Here is a 17496-nt window from a genome sequence, read left to right on the forward strand (position 1 = left end):
CGGTGCTTATTCGGATTCCGCGGAAATCGGCTTCGGCGTCGCCGACAGCATGTCGGCCGTGAGCGTCTGCGTCCAGGCCTTGTAATAGGCCGCGGTCGCTTTCGGATCGGCCGCCAGCTTCTGTGCCTCATCGAAAGAGATCGGCGTCAGCCCGTTGCCCATGTCGACCTTGTCGGCGGTCACGATCTGCGAACCGGCATTGTAGAAGCCTGGATCCAGTTTCTTGCCGCCCTTGATCGCATTGACCAGCAGCGCGACCGGCAGATAGCCCTGCACGAAGGCGCTTTGGCCGATGGTCACGTAAGCGTGGCCTTCCTTGACGGCCTTGAGGTTCAGTTCCGTCAGATCGTAGCCGCCGGCCACGAACTTGTCGCCATTGGCGGCGTTGAGCTTGCCGAGGCTGGTCACGTCCGGCGCGCAAAGGCCGATCAAGGCCACCGCGTCAGGATTTGCGCTATAGAGCTGTTCCCAATGATTGTAGTTGTCGACCGCCGAAACTTTGACATCGAAAGGTCCCAGCACCTTGATGCCGGAGGCTTTGGCGAGCGATTCCTCGACACCCTTGGCGCGATTTTCCAGAACCGGGAAACCGGGGAAGCAGTTGCCGATGATGACCGTTCCCTTGGCGCTTTCGCCGCCGATCTTGTCCAGCACCATGCGGCCGAGAACGCGGCCGCTCTCGACCGATTTTTCACCGACATAGGGTGCATTCACCGCCTTCGACAGCAGGTTGAACTGCACGATCGGCACGCCGCTCGAGATGGTGTCGTTAAGACCCTTGGCCATGGATTCGCCAGGCACCGACGTCGCTATCCCCTGGGCGCCTGAATTGGCGAAATTCTGCACCAGCTTCAGCTGCCCTTCCGGTGCGCCGCCGGCCTGTTGCGCTGTCACCAGCTTGACGCCGAGATCGTTGGCGGCGGCCTGCGCGCCATCCTGGATTTGCTGCACGAACGGGTCGCCCTGCGCATGAGCGACGAAGCCGATGGTGATGTCTTCAGCGAGTGCGCCTGACACGCTGAACGCCAGCGCCAGCGCGCCGAGCGGCAATGTCGTCTTGAACCTTGTGATTGCCATGTGAATTGCTCCTCCCTTTTGATCGTTATCGGTCTGCACGTCTTCTTTTGATGGAGCTGGGTCAGATGGCGGTCAGGCCGCCATCGACGAACATGAAGGACCCGGTCATATAGGACGCGTCGTCGGAAGCCAGGAACGCCACCGCGCCTGCGATCTCTTCGGGCTCGGCGCCACGCTTCAATGGGATGTTCTGTATCTGCCATTCATAGACTTTAGGGTCGGCAACAAGTTCCCGTACGATCGGGGTCAACGTGAAACCGGGAACAACCACATTCACCCGGATGCCTTCCGGCGCATGATCGACAGCCATGACGCGCGACAGGCCATGCACTCCGCCCTTGCTGGAGCCGTAGGCGACATTGGCCGGCGTGCAGCCCGACATGCCGGTAGGCGATCCGGTCAGCACCACCGCACCCTTTCCGGCCGTCGCCTTGATCGCGGCGACGCCGTGTTTGCAGCTGAGATACATGCCAGTAAGATTGACGCCAACGATCTCGTCCCACACCGCTTTGGAAAGCCCGTCGACTTTGCCGTCGCGTTCGCCGGAGAATATCCCGGCATTGGAAACCAGAATGTCGAGGCGGCCAAACCTGGCGACGATCGCCTTGAAAGCGGCCTCGACCTGGGATTCGTTGCTTACGTCGGCTTTCAGCGGCAGCGCTTCGCCGCCCGCCTGCGCGATCTGCTGCGCGGTTGCCTTTGCGCTCTCCTCGTTCCAGTCGAGTATGGCAACCTTGCACCCCTCTTCCGCAAGACGCTTGGCCGCCGCCTGCCCTATGCCGGAACCTGCGCCCGTCACTGCGGCAATCTTGCCGTTGAGGCCCCTCATCAGTGCTCCTCCGCCAGCCGATCACGGCAAAGATGCGCCGTTGGTCGCGCCGATGCATCAAAACAATATCGTTTCCACGATACCTGTCAAGGACGATGACATCGTTGATATTGCATACAAGGATTTTGCCGTAACAGTCGGAATATAAAGCAGTTTGTGGTATGGAAATAGGGATTGTCGAGCTTATATCGTTTCCAATTGGTGGGTCGATTCAAATGTCATATTGGACTTCTTGGCTTGCCGTTTTCGACGGCTAAGCCTGCCTGCCCCCAAAATCCCACGTCATATCGAGGGGCCGCATCGAGGACGGAACGCGACATCGGCTCATTCAAGGGCATCAAACTGAGTGTCAGCACGGGTCATCGGCCATAACACCATCTCCGTCGACGACCGTGACCCTCGGCTCGCGGATTTCAGATCCAATGAATGTAGAAGCCGGCGCAGGCACCAAAGAATTGCGACTTCCAAGCTCCTGCGACCAAAGCGCCTGCTGTTGTCCGCTTCGGGTCGGATAACATGGACGACGCGGACAAAACAGGGAAGCACGTCAGGGGTAGGGATTGGGATGGCTAGGAAAAAACCTGGCAAACTTCAAATTGGCGAAAGTCAAAAGGTTCATCAAGGCGCCAGTTGGTTCGTTTCGAACTTCGGCAAAGGAAGAGTCGTTAATTGCCTGAGCAGGCGAGTGCTCGGACTATTTTTCTTGCCGTACCAAGCGATCGCTGTTCGTGTCCTTGGCATGACCCCCATGCCGCATCATGCGTCGAAAGCTCATTGAGATATGCGCACGCCTGATGTGTCCGATCGACTCCCAGTCGCCGATCTCCGCCGCGGCCAGGACCTCCTCCATTTCGCGCCGGAAGGCCGTGAACTCCTCCACCAAACCTAGTTGCGGCATCATCTTCAGGACGACACGCGCCACCTGGAAATACAGTCTCTCGCTGATCTCGCGCAGGGGCTGGTTCCCTGTCATGGCGGTCAGTTCGGAGAAGAAATCCATGTTCAGTTGCAGGAAAGCCCGCTGATCCGGATTGAGCATATCGGAATCACAGCGTGCAATCAGTGCCCGGATCCGGTCCAGGTCGGCGGCCGTCCGCGGGATCGGCGAAAGCTTGCCGACCAAAAGCGCCAGTTCCAGACGCAGGTGATAGACCTGCTGCAATTCCTCGATATCGACATCGGTGACTATGGTGCCGACGCCGTGGACGGATTGAACCAGACCCTCGGATTCGAGGCGCGCCAGCACGCGGCGGACCGGCGTGCGGCTGATCTCGAATTCCTGCGCGAGTTCTTCCTCGGAGAGCCGGCTTCCCGGCGGGTAGTCGAGCAGGCAGATGCGATCACGCAGGATCCGGTAGATACGCTCGAACCGTTCTCGCGCCGAAAGCGGTCGTGGCGCGTCCACGATCGCGGTGGTGGCCGAGGCATCCGTCTCCAGCGTCATCCAGCCTCCAGGACAGCGTGCAGGAACTGCCGCGTCCGCTCGTTCTTAGGGGCACCGAACAACTCGCCTGGCGGTCCCTGCTCGCATATCTTGCCCTGGTAGAAGAAGCAGACGCGATCGGAAAATTCCTTGGCGAAGCCCATCTGGTGCGTGACCATAAGCATCGTCAAATCATGCTCGCGGCCGATTTGCCTTATCACTTGCAGCACTTCGCCGACAAGTTCCGGGTCGAGCGCGGAGGTCACCTCATCGAACAGCATGATCTTGGGCCGCATCGCCAACGCCCTGGCGATGGCGACACGCTGTTGCTGGCCGCCGGAGAGCTGGGAAGGATAGTGGTCCTTCTTCTGTGACAACCCGACCATGTCGAGAAGCTCGGCCGCCCTCGCCTCGGCATCGGCCCGCTTCATGCCAAGCACGGTTATCGGCGCCTCGATGCAGTTGGCCATCGCCGTCATGTGCGGAAACAGATTGAAGGACTGGAAGACCATGCCGATCTTCGCCCGGATGCGGCGGATGTGAGCAAGGTTGGCAGGCACCAGCTTTCCATTCTGCTGCATATGGGTCAGCGGCTCGCCCTCGACCCAGATGACGCCGTCATTGATCGTCTCCAGCGTCATCAGCATGCGCAGCACGGTGGTTTTGCCGGAACCGGACGGACCGATGACGGAAACCTTCTCGCCGCGCGCGATTTCGAGGTTCAGGCCGTCGAGAACAGTCAACGCGCCGTAGCGTTTGGAAACATTGTCGAAGCGGACCATCGGTTGTTCCGTCATCGCGCGTTCCTCCGGTTGAGCAGGCGTTCAAGGGCACGAATAAGCGCGGCCGAAACCAGGCTCATCGCGAGGAAGAACAGGCCGACCAGTGTGATAGGTTCGGTGTAGCGGAATGTCTCGGAGCCGATGATCTTGGCTGTCTGCATGAGTTCCAGCACGGCGATGGCCGAAAGCAGCGGCGTCTCCTTGAACAGCGCGACGAGATAGTTGCCGAGTGCCGGCACGATCGGCGGGATGGCCTGCGGAATGATGATGTCGCGAAAGGTCGTCCAGGACGAGAGATTGAGCGCGATCGAGGCTTCCCATTGGCCTCGATGGATATTGTCGAAGCCCGCTCGATAGACCTCCGAGCAGTAGGCGGCATAGTGGATGCCGATCGCCAGAACACCCGCCGTGAACGCGTCGAGCACAAGGCCGAATTTCGGAAAGACGAAATAAACAAAGAAGATCTGGATGAGCAGTGGCGTCGAGCGGATCAGTTCGACCAGCACCGAGATCGTCCAGCCTGTCCACGGCACGGCGATGCGGATCACCGCCAGGATCAGGCCGAGCGAGGCCGCGATGGCGAAACCAAGCAGCGTCGCCTCTATGGAGATGACGGCGGCGCGGGCCAGCACCGGCAGGATCTCGAGGGCAAAACTCCAATCCCAGATCATGCTGCCTTTCCTCGTGCCAGGCCGAGCGAGGCTCGCCTTTCGAGAAGCCGCATGCCGATGGAAACGGTGAGCGACATGGCGAGATACATCAGCAGCACCAGCGTGAAGATCGGAATGGTCTTGAACGTGTTCTGGTTCATCTGCTGCGCCTTGAAGGCGAGGTCGGACAGTGTGATCAGCGACACCAGCGCGGTCGACTTCAGCAGCTCGATGAACAAATTGCCCCAGGGTGGGATCATGGCGATGAAGGCTTGCGGCAGGATGATCCGGCGCAGCATCTGCGCACGGCTCATGTTGAGCGCCGTTCCCGCTTCCCACTGGCCGCGCGCGACCGACTGGATGGCGCCGCGCACGCACTCGGATCCGTAGGCCCCGACATTCAGGCCAAGCGCGAGCACGGCAACGGGAAATGCGTCGAGCGTGACGCCGAATTGCGGCAGCACGAAAAACAGCCAGAACAACTGCACCAGCGCCGAGGTGCCACGAAAGATCTCGACATAGACCGTCGCCAGCCATCTGAGCGGCGCCGGACCATACATGCGTGCCAACGCGGCGAGCACGCCCACGACGACCGCCAGTAGGCTGCCTAGGACTGCGATCTCGATCGTCAAGGCGGCGCCCTGCAGCAGTCCCGGCAGGAACAGGCTGTATGTTGCCTGCGTGGCCAGCACGGCGATCAAGGCCAGCGAGACGACCAGCATGCCAACGAGCGTGCGGATACCCATCTGCTTCTCCGAGGAAAAAAGGGGGCGGCGCTCTCACACCGCCCAGCAGTTGGGAACTTATTCGCCCTTGCAGAGCTGCGCGGTTGTCTTATTGGGCAGATAGTCCTTGCCGAAGCCGAGCGGTTCGACCAGCGCAATGTGTTCCGGCGAACCGATGAATTTCTTCAGTTCGGCATTGAACGCTTCCTGCAGATCGGTGTCTTCCTTGCGGAAGCCGAAGCCGCCATGCCCCTTCACCGACTTGCCGGCAACCTCGCCGAAGGGCTTGGTCGATTCGACGCCATCGGCCTTCTTGGCCATATCGGCGATCGACAATGCGGTAAGCGCGGCGGCGTCGGCGCGCCCTGCCTGGACGGCGGCGACGAGACTGGACTGGTCGGGCAAGGCGACGATCTGCCCCGCCGCGACACCTGCATCCTTGGCGTATCCGCCCTCCACCGCGCCCGCCATCACGGCGAGCTTGAGGTCCGGATTATCCTTGATGCTCGAATAATCCTTTATGCCCTTCGGATTGCCCTTGGTCACCAACATGGCCTGGCCGATACCGTAGGACGGTTCGGAGAAATTGATCTCGGCACACCGCTTCGGATTGATGAACATGCCGGCGGCGATGATGTCGAAGCGCCCGGCCTTCAGGCCTGGGATGAGCGAGCCGAATTCGGTCAGCACGCCGTCGACCTGCGCAATACCCATCTTGGCAAGCACCGCCTTGGCGACCTCAGGCGCTTCACCGGTCAATTTGCCGTCGGGCGTCGCAAAACCAAACGGCGCCTCGTTGGCGAAGCCGACACGGATGTAGCCGTCCTTCTTGGCCCGTTCGAGGGTCGTCTCCGCATGGGCCGGCAACGCCGTGAATGCGGTCGCGGCGAGCGCAAAGCCGGCGGCCACCTTCACAACCGTGCGGCGAGATATCTGTGACATGAGCATGCATTCCCCTTTTCTTTTTGACGATTGCTTTGGCTCGGACGACGTTTCTCCTCCGTCGCAGCGAGCATGTAAGACGTATACAACTGATCTAGACATATCGCAAGACACGCTGTACGAATCCTGAAAAATCCGCACATTCGGATCGAGTGTACGGTCGAATAGCCAATAGTTGTGCACAATTATGCTATTTTTCTCGAATTGACGCGGCGGTCAGGGGAAACGGGTTTGAGCGGCTCAGCCAGCTTCACAAAGGCAGAATATGCACGGCGCCTGACAGGCGTGAAGCGGCGCATGGAAAAGGCTGGCTTCGATCTCATCATCTGTCAGGACCCGGCAAATATGTGCTGGCTGACCGGCTATGATGGGTGGTCCTTCTACGTGCCGCAGTGCGTGCTCGTCCATCTGGAAGAAGATCGGCCGATCTGGTTCGGCAGGGCGCAGGATGCCAGAAGCGCCTGCATGACCACCGGCCTGCCCGAAGAAAACATCGTTTCGTTCTCGGAGCGTCTGGTGCAGCAGCCCGTCGAGCATCCCTATGACGAGCTGGCCGGTCTGATCCGGACACGCGGTTGGGGACGGGCGCGGATCGGCGTGGAAATGGATGCGCACTATTACACGGCGCGCTGCCATGACCATCTCGTCGGCGGTCTGCCCGAAGCGAACCTCGCCAACAACCACGACCTGGTCAACTGGGCCCGGCTGGTGAAATCGGACGCCGAGCTGGCGTTGATCCGCCAGGCCGGCGCGATCTGCAGCAATGCCATGAACCGCGCTGTTGAAAAGATGCGCCCGGGCGTGCCGCAGAACCACGTGATTGCCGAGATCTATCATGCGCAGATCATGGGCATGCCGGGCGCCGGCGGCGACTACGCCGCGATCTGCCCGCTGATGCCGGTGGGCGAAGGCACGAGCACACCGCACCTGACCTGGTCGGACGCGCCGCTCCCCGACAGTGGGCTGGCCATCGTCGAGATCGCCGGCGTGCGGCGGCGCTACCACGCGGCACTGACCAGGACCGTGCATTTCGGCAAGCCGCCGGCCGCCCTCTCCGACATGGCCAAGGTGATCGTCGAAGGCGTCGATGCGGGCCTCGATCTGGCTCGGCCCGGCAACACCTGTGAACAGGTCGAAGCCGCCTGGCAGGGGGTGCTGCGCAGAAACGGACTGAAGAAGGAAAGCCGCGTCGGCTATCCCGTCGGCCTCGCCTATCCGCCGGATTGGGGCGAACGCACCGCAAGCCTCAGGCCTGGCGACAAGACCGAGCTGCAGCCCGGCATGTGCTTCCACTTCATGGCCGGCGTCTGGCTCGACGATTTCGGCGTCGCCATTTCCGAATCCTTCGTCGTTACCGAAGCCGGCGGCGAACGGCTTTGCGACGTGGCCCGCGATCTCATCGTCATTGACTGACCACCACCCGACAGCCGGTAACTTCAAGGATACCCAATGGACCGCAATCCCTTTTCCGAAGCAGAAATCGCCGGCCGCCTGTCGAAGGTCTGCACTGCGCTGGCAGAGCGCGGGCTTGATGCAGCTATCTTCTCTGCGCCGGAAAACATCTTCTACCTCACGGGCCTCGACCATTGGGGCTACTTCGCGCCACACTTCCTGATCATCCCGCTCGGCGGTCGACCGGTTCTAGTCACGCGGTCGATGGAAAAGGTGACGATCGAGAACCAAGTGAAGGCGGCGGATTTCCGCGGCCATTCCGACAGCGAGACGGCCGCCGACCTTGCCGCGCGTGTCCTTGCCGAGCTTGGCCTGACGGGCAAGCGCATCGGTCTCGAGCACTGGACGTCGGGCCTCAGTCACGGCCTCGCCCTGAAGCTCGAGGCGCAGGCCAACGCCAAATGGAGCGATGTCTCCGGGCTGGTCGACAGGATGCGGCTGGTGAAGAGTGCCGAGGAGCAGGCGCTGATGCGCCGCGCTGCAAAGGTTACGGATGCCGCTGCCGGTGCAGCAATCGCAGCGATTTCCGACGGGGCTGCCGAGCAGGAGGTCGCTGCCCAATGCGTGGCGGCGATGATCCGCGCCGGCGGCCACGCGCCGGGCTTCGGCCCGTTCATCCGTCCCGCCGCCAGGCTTGGCGAAGAGCATACGACCTGGGGCGACGGCATCTACCGCGCCGGCGAGCCGGTCTTCGTCGAACTGTCCGGCTGCATCTCGCGCTATCACGCGCCGCTCGGCCGGCTGATCCGCATCGGCAGCATCAAGGATGAAGACGCGGCGATGGCCGAGGTCACAGCCAAAGCATTCGATGCCGTCCTCAAGGCGCTCAAGCCTGGCGTCAAGGCGCGCGACGTCTATGGTGCCTGGCAGGGCGCCGCAGACGAAGCAGGTCTCTCGCATTATCGCCGCCACCATTGCGGCTACCTGGTCGGCATCGGCCAGCCGCCATCCTGGACCGGCGGCAACTCGGTGACCGGCCTGAGGCACGATTCCGATCTCGAGATCGAGACGGGGATGAGCTTCCATATCCTGTCCTGGCTGATGGGCACCGGCCGCGGCGACCATTTCATTTCAAACACCGTGCTGCTGACCGACGCGGGCGCTGAAGTGCTGACCCGCACTCCGGCCGGCTCGATCGTCCGCTAGACCATGAACATGTCGCGCTATTCGGCGTTCTCGATTTTCCGTAACGGCCTGTCCGGCCAGAAGAACTGGCAGCGCGCGTGGCGCGCGGCAGAGCCGAAGACGGCCTACGATGTGATCATCGTCGGCGGTGGCGGACATGGGCTGGCCACCGCCTTCTATCTCGCCGAGAACCACGGCATCCGCAATGTCGCCGTGCTGGAGAAGGGCTATATCGGCGGCGGCAATGTCGGCCGCAACACCACAGTGATCCGCTCCAATTATCTGCTCGACGGCAACACCCAATTCTACGAATTCTCGGTCAAGCTATGGGAAGGCCTGTCGCAGGCGCTGAATTTCAACGTCATGTTTTCGCAGCGCGGCCAGATCGTCACCGCCCATTCGGCGGATCAGCTCGACACGTTCAGCCATCGCGCCAACATCATGCGGCTGAACGGCATCGATGCCGACATTCTCGACCGCGAGGAGGTGCGGCGGCTCGTGCCCTATCTCGATTTCTCCGACACAGCGCGGTTTCCAATCCACGGCGCGATCCTGCAGGGCCGCGCCGGCACCGCCCGCCACGATGCCGTCGCCTGGGGTTATGCGCGCGCCGCCGACGGCCATGGCGTCGACATCATCCAGAACTGCGAGGTGACCGGCTTCGTCCGCGATGGCGACAGGATCGTCGGCGTGGAGACGAGCAAGGGCCGCATCGGCGCCGGCAAGGTCGGGTTGGCAGTCGCCGGCCACACCTCAGTGCTCGGACAGAAGGCCGGCCTGGAACTGCCGATCGAAAGCCACGTGCTCCAGGCTTTCGTCACCGAACCGCTGAAGCCGCTGGTCGACCATGTCGTCGCCTACGGCGCCGATCATTTCTATGTCAGCCAGTCCGACAAGGGTGGGCTTGTCTTCGGCGGCAATCTCGACGGCTACAATTCCTACGCCCAGCGCGGCAATCTCGGCATCGTGCGCGAGGTGGCCGAGGCCGCGATCGCGCTGATGCCCTGCATCTCGCGCGTCAGGCTGCTGCGCCATTGGGGCGGTGTCATGGACATGACACCCGACGCCAGCCCGATCATCTGCCCGACGCCGATCGATGGGCTCTATCTCAACGGTGGGTGGTGCTATGGCGGCTTCAAGGCGACACCGGCTTCTGGCTGGTGTTTTGCGCACACGCTGGCGACCGGCAAGCCGCATCCATTGATCGCCGCCTATGGGCTCGACCGTTTCCGTACCGGCCACACGCTCGACGAGGCCGGAGCCGGCCCCGCGGCCTGGCTGCAATAGGAGCAAGACGAATGCTTCGCATCGAATGTCCGTGCTGCGGCCCGCGCGATCATGACGAGTTCCGCTATGGCGGCGACGCTTCAGTTATGCGTCCGCGTCATGACGATCCGGACCCGGAGTCCTGGTACCGTTATGTTTATGTACGCAAAAACCCGCCCGGGCCACATAGCGAGTTCTGGCAACACGTGACCGGCTGCCGGCAATGGCTGGTCGTCGAACGCGACACCCGCAACCATTCCATCCTCTCCGTCGGCTTCGCCAGGAAATAGAAGCATGAACTCGAGCGACAGACGTTTGCCGGCCGGTGGCCGTATCGATCGTGCGCAACCGATCGACTTCAGCTTCGATGGCCGCAAGCTGTATGGCTATCAAGGCGACACGCTGGCTTCGGCCCTGCTGGCCAACGGCGTCACACTCACCGGACGCAGTTTCAAGTATCACCGGCCGCGCGGCATCTTTTCGGCCGGACCCGAAGAACCGAACGCGCTGGTCACGCTCGGGGCTGGTGGACGACGCGAACCCAACATGCCGGCAACTACGCTCGAACTGGCGCAAGCCATGATCGCCGAAAGCCAGAACCACTGGCCCTCGCTCGGCTTTGACCTGCAGAGCATCAACGGGCTGTTTGCGCCGTTCCTTTCCGCCGGCTTCTACTACAAGACCTTCATGGGGCCATCGCGGCGCGCTTGGATGTTCTATGAGCATTTCATCCGCCGGGCGGCAGGCCTGGGCCGAGCCGGCGCCGAGCCCGATCCCGGCCGCTATGAGACGCGGCATGCATTCGCCGACGTCGCCGTCGTCGGCGGCGGCCCGGCCGGCCTCTCGGCGGCGCGCGCGGCGGCGGCCGCGGGCGCCACGGTCGCCCTCATCGAGCAGGATTTTCTGCTCGGCGGCCAGTTGCTGTCGGAGCGCCCCGATGGCGAGGCGGCAGCCTGGCTGAAGGCGACCGAGGCCGAACTCATGGGCCTGCCCAACGTCGCCATGCTGCGCAAAACGATGGCATTCGGCACCTATGACGGCAACACGCTAGGTCTGATCGAACGAAACGACGATCCGGCCGAGGAAGGCGCTGCGCGGCAGGTCTTCACCATGCTTCGCGCCCGCTCCATCATCCTTGCGGCGGGTGCCATCGAGCGACCGCTGGTGTTCTCCAACAATGACCGGCCTGGTGTCATGCTGGCATCGGCCGCCCGGGCCTACCTCAACCGCTTCGCCGTTCTGTCCGGCCGACGGATCCTGGTTGCCACCACCAATGACGGCGCCTATCGGACCGCCTTCGATCTTGCTGCCGCCGGTGCGGAGGTGACGGTCGCGGATCAGCGCGGCGACCTGACCGCCGCTCTGGCCGCGGAAGCCAGGCGCCTGAACATGACGATCCGATCAGGGACCCAAATCGCCGGCCTGCGTGGCGGCCATGCAGTCAAAGCCGTAAAGCTCGCCGGGCCGGGTGGCAACTCAGAGATCGCTTGCGACCTCCTCTGCGTGTCCGGCGGCTGGTCACCGACCGTGCATCTCACCGCGCATCTCGGTGTCAAACCCGTCTATCGCGACGACGTGGACGGCTTCATTCCCGGCGGCTTTCCGGCAGGGAATTTTGGCGCGGGCGCAATGATGGGCCGCTTTTCAACCGCCGGCGCCATCGACGGCGGACACCATGCCGGTATCGAAGCCGCAGCCTTCTGCGGAAAATCGGCAGCCGCACCGGCTCCCGCGAGGCTCGATCTCGGCGAAGCCGCAGCCAACGCGTTCCGCGCAATCCCCTTTGTCGGCCGCGGAAAGGCTTTTGTCGATTTCCAGATGGATGTGACCACCAAAGACATCGAATTGGCGCATCGCGAGGGCTATCAATCGGTCGAGCACCTGAAGCGCTACACCACGCTCGGCATGGGCACCGATCAAGGCAAAACCAGCAATTTTGCAGCACTTTCGGCCATGGCGGCGCTGCGCCACGAGACGATCCCGCAAACCGGGACCACGACCTTTCGACCACCCTACGCGCCCGTCGCCATCGGCGCGCTAGCCGGCCGCGCCGTCGGCCACCATCTCAAGCCGTTTCGCCTTACGCCGATGCATGACTGGCATGTGGCGAATGGCGCCGACATGCTCGAGGTTGGGCTGTGGATGCGTCCGTATTTCTACCGCGCCGCCGGCCGCGACGTGAACGAAGCCTATGTCGCCGAGATGCGCATGGTGCGCGAGGCCGCGGGGCTGATGGACATTTCAACCCTCGGCAAGATCGACGTGCAAGGACCGGATGCGGCCATTTTCCTCGACCGTGTCTATGCCAACGGCTTTGCCAAGCTGCCGGTCGGCCGCGCCCGCTACGGTGTCATGTTGCGCGATGATGGCATCGTCTTCGATGATGGCACTACCACACGGCTGTCGGAAAGCCGGTTCTTCATGACCACCTCGACCGCCAAGGCGGCGGATGTCCTGTCGCGGCTGGAATTCCTGCTCGACACGGCCTGGCCGGATCTGCGCGTCGCCGTCACCTCGGTCAGCGACGAATGGGCGGCGATGTCGGTCGCCGGACCGAGGAGCCGCGATATCCTTGCCGCCGCCTTTCCGCAACTCGATGTCTCAAACGATACGCTGCCGCATATGGGCCTTGCCGAAGGCGAGTTCGGCGGCCGGGCGTTGCGGATCATGCGCCTCAGCTATTCGGGTGAACGCGCCTACGAGATCTATGTCGGCGCAACTGCCGGCGAGACGGTCTGGCGCCATTTGCTTGAGGCGGGCGCACCCTTCGACCTGAGACCCTACGGTGTCGAGGCGCTGGGCGCGTTGCGGGTCGAAAAGGGCCATGTCGCCGGACCCGAAATCGATGGCCGCACCACGCTCGACGATCTCGGTCTTGGCCGCATGGTCGGAAAACGCGCAGGTTTTGTCGGTGATGTCTTGCGACGGCGTCCGGCATTTCAAGCTTCCGACCGTCAGCGCCTGGTTGGCTTGGAATGCACCGAAGAGGGCAAGCGCCTTCGTGGCGGTGCGATATTGTTCATGCCGGGCGATACCGTCGCCGGGCACGGACGCGGCCGGATAACGTCGGTGACGTTCAGCCCGGAGCTTGGCCGTTATGTCGGCCTCGCCCTGCTGGCAGGCGATGTCGCGGTGGAGGGAAGCGAAGTCCTCGCTGCCTATCCGATGAAGGCTGAAACCGTTCGCGCCCGCATCGTCTCGCCCGTCTTCCTGGATCCGAAAGGAGAGCGGCTGCATGGCTGAGGCTCTGGTATCGAAAGATTTCACTCTGTCGAGGTCCGACTGCCCGATCGTTCAGGTCGAGGGCTGGCACGGGATGCTGGCCCGGTTTGAGCTGAACGTTTCCCAAATGCTGGGCACTGCCCTGCCGGTCTCGGTTGGCGAGACGGTCCGCCATGCCGACACGCTCATCGTTCGGGTCTCCCCCCGCCGTCTCTGGCTGATGATGGAGACGGATGCAAAACCGCCGCAGCCCGCGATCGATCCCGAACTGGGCTGTTCGGTTCCCCTCGGCGAGGGACGCGTGCGCTTCAGCTTGAGCGGCGCGCGCATCCTGGAAATCCTCTCCGGCTGCATCGCAGTCGACTGGCGCGCGCCAGGCGCAGCGCCGGGCCGCGCAATTCAAACGGCCTTGCATCACGTACCGGTGCTTGTCCTGCGCACGAGCGAGACCAGCTGCGTCATGATCGTGCCGCGAAGCTTCGCGCGCAGCCTTGCGGACTGGATCGCCGACAGCGCCAGCAAGCGTTCTTCGCCCGGAATTAAAGCGCGCAATTAACTGCCCGCTGGCCGACAAGATGGAACCGTTTCTCAACCCGTCCACTCAAGCAGCACGAGGCCCGGGTGTCGGCGCCCCCGCCGGCTGTTGGTGGCCGAAGACGAATAGCTGGTGGCGGAAAGAGATGCCGCCGCACCGGTCGCCGACGCTTTGGAGCACCAAGCCATCTCATTCATCTTCGTAAGCGCGTATTCGGCCGACGATTTCCAGGTTCCGGCAAAGCCGTTGGCTATGCTTTGTCCCGACAGCTCCATACACCCTTGGCACTTGCTGCCTTGCGCTCCGCTTTGACAAGCAGGCCGCGGCTGAAGCACAACGCGTTGATGCCTGCACCGTTCATTCCGGTCGTTGCGAAACCGGCCGCCACGACTACCCGGCAAACCGCGAACAGGCTTTGATCTAGCGCAAACGCATGGCCCAATCGCGCCGCACCCGTAAGTTCACATCAAGCAATTAGGCTGCTTTCTGGTTCCGGCGGGTCGATCTGGACGCGCGCGACCTACGTCTGCGGCTGGATAGGCGCGATGCGCGGGGGTCGACTTCCCGATGCGGAACGCCGCGAAAAGCGGATCCGCAGGTGAATTGGTGGAACGTTATCGTTGAACAGTTCGTTCCGTCGTCACAGCGATCCGGCGGGGGTCTTTTGCAAACCGATAGGAGATTGCCATGAAAGTCGGCGACTGCATGACGAGGGACGTCAAAATCGCAAATCCTGAACACTCGATTCGAGATGTAGCCCAGATGATGGGCAGCCTCGATACCGGGGTGATGCCCGTCGGCGACAACGATCGGCTGGTTGGCATGATCACCGACCGCGATATCGTGGTCCGCGGCGTAGCGTTGGGCAATGGGCCGGATGCCAAGGTGCGCGACGTCATGAGCGTTGGGGACATCAAATACTGCTTCGATGATGAAGATATCGAGCATGTCCTTGCGAACATGGGCGACTTGCAGGTGCGCCGGCTTCCCGTTCTCAACCGCGACAAACGGCTTGTCGGCATCATCTCCCTTGGCGACCTCGCGAAGAATGGAGAAGCGGCGGAGGCTGGGGAGGCTTTGGGTGGCATATCAATGCCAGCCGGAGAACATTCACAAACCGCCCATTAGAGTTCGCGGTGTGGGCCGGCGTTGCTGCAGTCCTGTCAAGCCGCCTACGCCCCGATGCTTTCGGGCCACAACGCCTTGACATCCTTGGGCAGGCCATCGCGCACTTTCGCCGACTGGCCTAGATCGATGTGATGGGCAAGTGCCTTGAATACTGTTCTGGCCGCGTCGCCGGCGTTTACCGGTCGTCCGGACTTCAGGCCTTCGTTTATGGTGTCGAAGAACTCTTCGACAGAGCGATGTCGGTTCGGCACATTGGACGGCTGGTATTGGTCGTAATATGCACCACGGATCATAAGCGGCAGCTCCGCGCCAAGCTTGGCACCCAGTTCCGCGGGCAGCCTGTCGCGTAAGGCGCGCAGAACCACACCAAGCGCATGCCATGCGAGTTGTCGATCCGGGCCGAGATCGTCCATGATCTCGTTCAACCAGATATTGGTGATCTGAACGGTTTTGTCGAAAACGTCGAGGCCATTTGCGCTCATCGTAATCTCCCAGATAGAGGCGCGCTCCGCACCCTGCTCCAGTTGGAACGTCCGACTAAAACTATTGTTTCGTTCTCCGGGCCGGGTGTGCGAGCGCGGTCGCCCGTAGCGCGATCGGGGTGGCCCCAAGTGGCGAAGGACCAAACGCTGCCGCAGGCGCCGTCGGAACTTTTGGATCAAGGATCATTGGATCAAGGATCAATTGCGTCTCTGACGCGTTCCCGCCTTTTGGGGCGCGAATCAGTTGGGTCCCCTATCCGAGAAGGGAGAAAGCGATGCCCGACAAGAAAACCATCGAAAGGGCGCGACGGGATAAGCGCCAAGGCAAGTCGCCGAGCACGCAAGCGGGCGAGTTCGTGCGTGAGGAGATTGATGAGATTCGCAGTGGCAAGCACGGCGCGCGTTCCACAAAACAAGCGATCGCCATCGGCCTTTCCGAAGCGCGCCGCGCCGGGGTCGACCTACCTCCGCCAAAGAAGGGTAAGGTCAAGGAGAGCACGCGAAAAAGCGCTGAATATGCCCACGAAGTCGGCCAAGGTGAACGCAAACCCAAGCCCCGGCCGAAGGTTTCTAAGGCCGTGTCTGAGGTCCTCCAGCACGAACCGAAAAGCAGTGCGTCTCGCAAGGCGCTGTCGCGACAAACCAGGGAAGCGGCTTCGCAACGGACCGCTAAAGAGCGATCGGCCTCTGCCAAGAAAGCGGCCGCGACGAAAGGCGCAGCCGGGCGCTCGGCGGCCGCGCGGAAAGCTGTGGAGACCAAAGGCGCTCAAGGCAGGAAGCAAGCGGCGAAGAAGGCAGCCAGAACGCGTGCCACCCGCAGCTAGCCACAGATTGCCTTGACGGACGCCTGCTGGACGAAGAACCTTTGCAAGACCGTTGACGGTATGGCCATCGCACAAACTTCGTCATCAAACACTCGACCGCGGTCGGGGTGCGTCACCGTGTTCGGAGGATCCGGCTTTCTTGGGCGAAGGATCGTCAGGCATCTCTTGGATCACGGACTTATCGTTCGTTCAGCCTCCCGCCATCCCGCGTATGCGCGACCGGGGTGGGCTAATGGCAAGTCCTTTAGCGCAGTCAAAGCCGATATCCTCGATCGAAGCCAAGTTGCAGCGGCCGTTTCGGATGCAGCAACGGTAGTCAACGCAGTCAGCCTCTATTCCGAACATGGAGACGTTACTTTCGAACGCATCCACGTCGAGGCCGCTTCCCAATTAGCGGACGCGGCGCGGGAAGGTGGCGCCGAACGATACATACAGATATCCGGCATCGGCTCCGACTCACGTTCGCAGTCCAGTTACATCAGGGCGCGAAGGCAAGGTGAGGAGGCCGTCAACGTCGGATTTCCGGGCGCGACTATCGTCCGCCCTGCGGTGATGACCGCAACAGACGACAGGTTTTTGACAACGATCACGAGATTGTTGCCCATCCTTCCCGCATATCCGCTGTTCGGCAATGGCGATACCCGCCTCCAGCCAGCATCCGTTGAAGACGTTGCCGAAGCCATCGCGCGGATCGCCTCCGGAGGCGCCGACGCCCGTCTGTTCGAGTTCGGTGGACCGCGTGTCTACACTTATCGAACCCTGGTGCTGGAAGTCGCTCAATTGCTTGGCATCAAGACACGATTGGTGCCGGTTCCATTTGTCTTATGGCGCATTCTTGCCACTTTCGGCGAGTTCATCCCCGGCGCACCGCTGACACGCAATCAGGTCGACCTCATGCAGATCGACACCGTTGCGGACACCCAGCTGCCGGGATTTCGCGACCTCGGAATAGAACCTCATGACATCGACCAGGTGCTGCGATCTGCAATCGTGCCGGCAGGCAGAACGCGCGCCAGCCGCCGCTAGCCCCGCTC

17 protein-coding genes are annotated in these 17496 nt (G+C 62.2%); 9 read left to right on the forward strand and 8 right to left on the reverse strand.

Going from position 1 to position 17496, the window contains the following annotated elements:
- Window positions 1-6 precede the first annotated feature (6 nt).
- The 7 genes from FJ414_RS01315 to ehuB form a co-directional block, all read right to left on the reverse strand.
- Window positions 7-1077: a sugar ABC transporter substrate-binding protein gene (locus FJ414_RS01315; RefSeq protein ID WP_140640505.1), complete on the reverse strand. Its 1071-nt coding sequence runs from the start codon at window positions 1075-1077 to the stop codon at window positions 7-9.
- 61 nt (window positions 1078-1138) lie between these two features.
- A complete protein-coding gene (locus FJ414_RS01320; RefSeq protein ID WP_140640507.1) occupies window positions 1139-1906 on the reverse strand; it encodes an SDR family NAD(P)-dependent oxidoreductase in 768 nt (255 codons plus the stop codon).
- A 694-nt stretch (window positions 1907-2600) separates the two neighbouring features.
- Window positions 2601-3350 (reverse strand): GntR family transcriptional regulator, encoded by a 750-nt coding sequence (locus tag FJ414_RS01325; protein WP_140640509.1) that lies wholly within the window; start codon window positions 3348-3350, stop codon window positions 2601-2603.
- Window positions 3347-4126 carry an ectoine/hydroxyectoine ABC transporter ATP-binding protein EhuA gene (gene ehuA / locus FJ414_RS01330; protein ID WP_140640511.1) on the reverse strand — a complete coding sequence of 260 codons (780 nt, stop codon included), beginning with the start codon at window positions 4124-4126 and terminating at the stop codon, window positions 3347-3349. Before ehuA ends, FJ414_RS01325 begins: the two co-directional genes overlap by 4 nt.
- The gene (ehuD, locus tag FJ414_RS01335; RefSeq protein WP_140640513.1) at window positions 4123-4782 is read right to left on the reverse strand and encodes an ectoine/hydroxyectoine ABC transporter permease subunit EhuD; all 660 of its coding nucleotides are present in this window, start codon (window positions 4780-4782) and stop codon (window positions 4123-4125) included. The genes ehuA and ehuD overlap by 4 nt, the downstream gene beginning before the upstream one ends.
- Window positions 4779-5507, reverse strand: a complete 729-nt coding sequence (ehuC, locus tag FJ414_RS01340; RefSeq protein WP_140640515.1) for an ectoine/hydroxyectoine ABC transporter permease subunit EhuC — start codon at window positions 5505-5507, stop codon at window positions 4779-4781. The genes ehuD and ehuC overlap by 4 nt, the downstream gene beginning before the upstream one ends.
- A 57-nt stretch (window positions 5508-5564) precedes the next feature.
- Window positions 5565-6428 carry an ectoine/hydroxyectoine ABC transporter substrate-binding protein EhuB gene (gene ehuB / locus FJ414_RS01345; protein ID WP_226892181.1) on the reverse strand — a complete coding sequence of 288 codons (864 nt, stop codon included), beginning with the start codon at window positions 6426-6428 and terminating at the stop codon, window positions 5565-5567.
- A gap of 231 nt (window positions 6429-6659) precedes the next feature.
- On the opposite strand from ehuB, the gene FJ414_RS01350 reads away from it, so the two are divergent.
- The 7 genes from FJ414_RS01350 (at window position 6660) to FJ414_RS01380 (ending at window position 15156) form a co-directional block, all read left to right on the forward strand.
- Window positions 6660-7841, forward strand: coding sequence for a M24 family metallopeptidase (locus FJ414_RS01350; RefSeq protein ID WP_140640519.1), 1182 nt, complete (start codon window positions 6660-6662; stop codon window positions 7839-7841).
- A gap of 36 nt (window positions 7842-7877) precedes the next feature.
- Window positions 7878-9026, forward strand: coding sequence for a Xaa-Pro peptidase family protein (locus FJ414_RS01355; RefSeq protein WP_140640521.1), 1149 nt, complete (start codon window positions 7878-7880; stop codon window positions 9024-9026).
- Window positions 9027-9035: 9 nt separating this feature from the next.
- Window positions 9036-10292, forward strand: coding sequence for a sarcosine oxidase subunit beta family protein (locus tag FJ414_RS01360; protein WP_140640523.1), 1257 nt, complete (start codon window positions 9036-9038; stop codon window positions 10290-10292).
- An 11-nt stretch (window positions 10293-10303) separates the two neighbouring features.
- Window positions 10304-10561 (forward strand): sarcosine oxidase subunit delta, encoded by a 258-nt coding sequence (locus tag FJ414_RS01365; protein ID WP_140640525.1) that lies wholly within the window; start codon window positions 10304-10306, stop codon window positions 10559-10561.
- Window positions 10562-10565: 4 nt separating this feature from the next.
- Entirely contained in the window at window positions 10566-13514 is a 2949-nt protein-coding gene (locus FJ414_RS01370) for a sarcosine oxidase subunit alpha family protein (RefSeq protein WP_140640527.1), read from the forward strand.
- Entirely contained in the window at window positions 13507-14049 is a 543-nt protein-coding gene (locus FJ414_RS01375) for a sarcosine oxidase subunit gamma (protein ID WP_246672267.1), read from the forward strand. Before FJ414_RS01370 ends, FJ414_RS01375 begins: the two co-directional genes overlap by 8 nt.
- Window positions 14050-14715: 666 nt before the next feature.
- Window positions 14716-15156 carry a CBS domain-containing protein gene (locus FJ414_RS01380; protein ID WP_140640529.1) on the forward strand — a complete coding sequence of 147 codons (441 nt, stop codon included), beginning with the start codon at window positions 14716-14718 and terminating at the stop codon, window positions 15154-15156.
- 44 nt (window positions 15157-15200) lie between these two features.
- Here the strand turns inward: FJ414_RS01380 and FJ414_RS01385 are convergent, their stop codons facing one another.
- On the reverse strand, window positions 15201-15638 hold the full coding sequence (locus tag FJ414_RS01385; RefSeq protein WP_140640531.1) for a DUF2267 domain-containing protein: 438 nt from the start codon (window positions 15636-15638) through the stop codon (window positions 15201-15203).
- A gap of 275 nt (window positions 15639-15913) precedes the next feature.
- Between FJ414_RS01385 and FJ414_RS01390 the strand changes: the two genes are divergently transcribed.
- Window positions 15914-16462 carry a DUF6496 domain-containing protein gene (locus FJ414_RS01390; protein ID WP_140640533.1) on the forward strand — a complete coding sequence of 183 codons (549 nt, stop codon included), beginning with the start codon at window positions 15914-15916 and terminating at the stop codon, window positions 16460-16462.
- 60 nt (window positions 16463-16522) lie between these two features.
- Window positions 16523-17488: a complex I NDUFA9 subunit family protein gene (locus tag FJ414_RS01395; protein WP_140640851.1), complete on the forward strand. Its 966-nt coding sequence runs from the start codon at window positions 16523-16525 to the stop codon at window positions 17486-17488.
- The last annotated feature ends 8 nt before the right edge of the window (window positions 17489-17496 follow it).

It is taken from the genome of Mesorhizobium sp. B3-1-6, from assembly GCF_006439555.1.
Classification (GTDB): Bacteria; Pseudomonadota; Alphaproteobacteria; order Rhizobiales; family Rhizobiaceae; genus Mesorhizobium.